The following is a 3,273-nucleotide window of genomic DNA, read 5'->3' as shown; positions in this document are numbered from 1 at the left end:
CGAGCTCGAGGACGCGATCGACGTCGAGGACGACCATGAGCTGTCCCTCGAGGCGGTGGACGCCGCCGGCGAGCTTGGCCATGCGAGGGTCGAGGTTGACGGGATTTTCCTCCATGCCGGCTTCGGGCAGGCGCAGCACCTCGCCGATCTGGTCGATCAGCAGGCCATAGGATTCACCGCGGAGGTCGACGCCGACCGCCATCGGCACCTTGCCGTCCTCGGGCTGCGGCAGGCCGAGACGGGCGCGCATGTCGACCACGGTGACGATGCGGCCGCGCAAGTTCAGCACGCCCGCGATCTCGCGCGAGGACAAGGGCACGCGGGTGACGCGTTCGGGCATGAACACGTCCTGGACGCGGGAGATCGGCAAGCCGAACAGCTGGCCGCCGATCATCGCGGTGACGTATTCGACCATGGCGCCTTCGCTGGACTGGGTCTTCTTGCTGGTCATAAGCGTATCTCCTGGTCCCGTCCCTTAGGCCGCCGCCCGGTTCAGCTCGGAGGCGCCGGCGGCGCCCGCGGTCTGCTCCTTCAGCGCCGCGATCAGACCGGGACGGTCGAACTTGGCGACGTAGTCGTGGAAGCCGGCCTGGCGGCCGCGCTCGATCGCCGCCGGCGACACCAGCGCGGACAGGCCGATGATCGGCATCGAGCCGAGATTGTTGTCGGAGCGGATAACTTCCGCGAACTCGAACCCGTTCATGTCGGGCATCTCGATGTCGGTCAGCACCACGTCGAAGCTCTGGGCCCGGAGCGCAGCGAGGCCCTCCTGCGCGGTCGGCGCGGTGCGAACGCGGTAGCCGGCCGCCTTGAGGACGGGCGCGAGCATGTTGCGGAAGAAGGCTGAGTCGTCGACCAACAGCACCGACTGCGAGTGCATCGACGGCTTCATCTCCTTGCGGGTGAACCAGTCGGCGAACGCCATGGGGAGGAAGTGGCCGACGTCGATCACCTCGGTGGCCTGGCCCTTGATCACGGCCGAGCCCAGGATGCCGGAGGCGGAGCCGCCGACCTCGATGTTGAGCCGTTCCTCGACGATGTCGATGATCTCGTCGACGACGAGGCCCATGGAGCGGCCGTCATCGGCGAACACCAGGATCGGCTGGGCGCCCTGGCTGGCAATGGTGACGCCTTCCATGGCGACGAGCGGCATCAGCTGCTCGCGGTATTGCACCATGTAGCGGCCGTTCGAGAACTCGATCTTGTCGGCGGGCAGCTCTTCCAGGCGGGTGACGAGGCCAAGCGGGACCGCCTTGGGCTGCGACGAGCCGGCGCGGAACACCAGCAGCGAGGTGGTCTGCTCGCCCGAGCCGATGTGGTGCGCGCCGTTCTCGTCGCCCATGTCATGGGCCGAGGAGCCGGCGGCGCCGAGCGCCTTGGCAATGCCGTTGGGGTCGATGATCATGATCACCGCGCCATCGCCCAGAATGGTGTTGCCGGAGAACATGTCGATGTGACGCAGCTTGGTCGACATCGGCTTGACCACGATTTCTTCGGTGTGGAACACGCCGTCGACGACGATGCCAAAGGTCTGGCTGCCGACTTGCGTCACCACGATGAAGCCGTTCTCGGGATCCGAGGCCGCACCGTCGTCGATCTTGAGCAGCTTCTTCAGATGGATCAGCGGCAGCAGCTTGTTGCGCAGACGAAGGACCGCGGTGTCCTTGATGCGCTCGATGCGGTGCTCGCTGTTGGCGCGGGCCCGCACGAGCTCGACCACCGAGAGCTGCGGGATCGCAAAGCGGTCGCCGGCGGCCTCCACGATCAGCGCCGAGACGATCGCCAAGGTCAGCGGGATCTTGATGGTGACGCTTGAGCCCTCGCCGGCCACGCTCTTGATGTCGATGGTGCCGCCGATCTGGTCGATATTGGTGCGCACCACGTCCATGCCGACGCCGCGGCCCGAGACCGAGGTGATGGCCGCCGCGGTGGAGAAGCCGGGCGCGAAGATGAACTTGTGGATCTGGGCTTCGCTCATCTTCTCGAGCTCGGCCTCGGTGACGAGGCCGCTCGAGATCGCCTTGGCCTTGATCTTCTCGGTGTTGAGGCCGCGGCCATTGTCGGCGATGCAGATGATGATGTGGCCGCCCTCGTGGTAGGCGGACAGGCGGATGGTGCCCTGCTCGCCCTTGCCGGAGGCGAGGCGCTCGGCGGGGGTCTCAAGGCCATGATCGGCGGAGTTGCGCACCATGTGGGTGAGCGGGTCCTTGATCAGGTCGAGCACCTGGCGGTCGAGCTCGGTGTCGGCGCCGTGCATCTCGAGTTCGATCTGCTTGCCGAGTTCGCTGGAGAGGTCGCGGACGATGCGGGGCAGCTTCTGCCAGGCATTGCCGATCGGCTGCATGCGCGTCTTCATGACGCCTTCCTGCAGCTCGGCGGTGACGTTGGAGAGGCGCTGCAGCGGCACCTTGAACTCGGTGTCCTCGTTGCGGCGCGAGATCTCCAGCAGCTGGTTGCGGGTCAGCACCAGCTCGGAGACCATGGTCATCAGATGCTCCAGCGTATCCACGTTGACGCGGATCGACTGGTTGGCGATGCGGTCGCCTTCGGATGCGCCCTCGTCGGCCATCGACTTCTTCGGCGCGGCCTTCTCCCTGGCGGGCTTTGCTTCCTTGGCGGCGGGCGCGGGCGCTTCAGCGGCCGGCGCGGGCTCGGCCTTGGCTTCAGCCTTGGCAACGGGCGCGGGCGCCGGCGCTTCGATCGCGGTCTCGCGGAAGGCGCGCTCGAGCTCGTCGAGCGAGACTTCGCCCGGACGCAGCGGGCGCTCCAGGGTCTGCTCGATCAGCGAACCCGTGGTCATGTTTGCCGGCGCAGCAGCGGCAACCGGGGCTTCCGGCACCAGCGGCGGAGCTTCGGCAACGGGAGCTGCGGCAGCGCCCGCAGCCATTGCCGCCATGCCCTGCTCGACCATCGCTTCCAGCTTGTCGATGAGATCGCGGTCGGTCCCCTCCGGCTCGGCTTCGGTGGCTTCCAGGCCGGCCAAAATTTCCTTGATGCGGTCGATCGAGGACAGGATCACCGTCACCGCCTGCCCGGTCACCGGCATGCCGTCACGGAATTTGCCCATCAACGTCTCGCCGGCATGGGCCAGCGCTTCCAGCCGCGGCAATCCGAGGAAGCCGCAGGTGCCCTTGATGGTGTGGACCAGGCGGAAGATGTTATCCAGGATCTTGGCGTTGTTCGGCTCCTGCTCGAACTTCACCAACTGGTTGTCGACGGTGTCCAGGCTCTCGCTGGTCTCCGTCAAAAACTCCCGCAACAGATCATCCATGA

At 66.6% G+C, this 3,273-nt stretch carries 2 protein-coding genes; both read right to left on the bottom strand.

What is annotated here, in order from left to right; all coding sequences use genetic code 11:
- A partial coding sequence (locus GGD66_RS41040; RefSeq protein WP_183232546.1) for a chemotaxis protein CheW occupies window positions 1-451 on the bottom strand: 451 nt, incomplete at its 3' end.
- Window positions 452-475: 24 nt separating this feature from the next.
- Complete coding sequence (locus tag GGD66_RS41035) at window positions 476-3,271, bottom strand: hybrid sensor histidine kinase/response regulator (protein ID WP_183262273.1); 2,796 nt, start codon at window positions 3,269-3,271, stop codon at window positions 476-478.
- Window positions 3,272-3,273: the final 2 nt, after the last annotated feature.

Origin of the sequence: Bradyrhizobium sp. CIR48 (genome assembly GCF_014198315.1) — a bacterium.
In the GTDB taxonomy this organism is placed as follows: domain Bacteria; phylum Pseudomonadota; class Alphaproteobacteria; order Rhizobiales; family Xanthobacteraceae; genus Bradyrhizobium.
This window is presented reverse-complemented; position numbering and strand designations above follow the sequence as displayed.